The organism is Halorubrum sp. Atlit-28R, assembly GCF_003665955.1.
Taxonomy (GTDB): domain Archaea; phylum Halobacteriota; class Halobacteria; order Halobacteriales; family Haloferacaceae; genus Halorubrum; species Halorubrum tropicale.
Genome location: NZ_QPLS01000258.1, coordinates 1 through 444, shown reverse-complemented (window position 1 = coordinate 444; position 444 = coordinate 1). Strand labels below are relative to the sequence as shown.

The 444-nt window shown below is 53.8% G+C and carries 1 protein-coding gene; it reads left to right on the top strand.

What is annotated here, in order from left to right; all coding sequences use genetic code 11:
- Positions 1 to 111, top strand: a 111-nt coding sequence (locus tag DVK06_RS19645; protein ID WP_199718808.1) for a helix-turn-helix domain-containing protein, incomplete at its 5' end; no start/stop codon positions are given.
- Between the last annotated feature and the right edge of the window lie 333 nt (positions 112 to 444).

Here is a 444-nt window from a genome sequence, read left to right as displayed (position 1 = left end):
AGAGGAACCACTCACGAGAAGATTGCGACTCAGATTGGTGTCGCAACTACGACTGTGAGCGAGCATCTCCGAAAAGTCGAACAACGTGTTTTCTCTGCACTTATCAGATAACTGTATTTTCGAAAGTTCTACTGACCAATCTAGACACCCGAGAATCACACATTGCTCAAGGAGCTAACTAGAGAATCTCGATGTCTATCCGTACGAAATCCCCGAGAGGACAAGCATCTCCGTCCCAAATCCCGCACCAGACAGGAACTGTGTTGTCCCAAGCGAACTCAGACCGATACCGGTGCCGACGAGCAACACCATTGCGGCCCAGTCGACAGCCCCAGGAGTGTCGCTCGGCCGCATCTTCGTCACGGACGCGCCAACACCGGCGAACAGCGCTGCAAATCCGGCGAGGAGAGGAGGCCAAGGGAGATGTCCTCAACAAGTACAGGG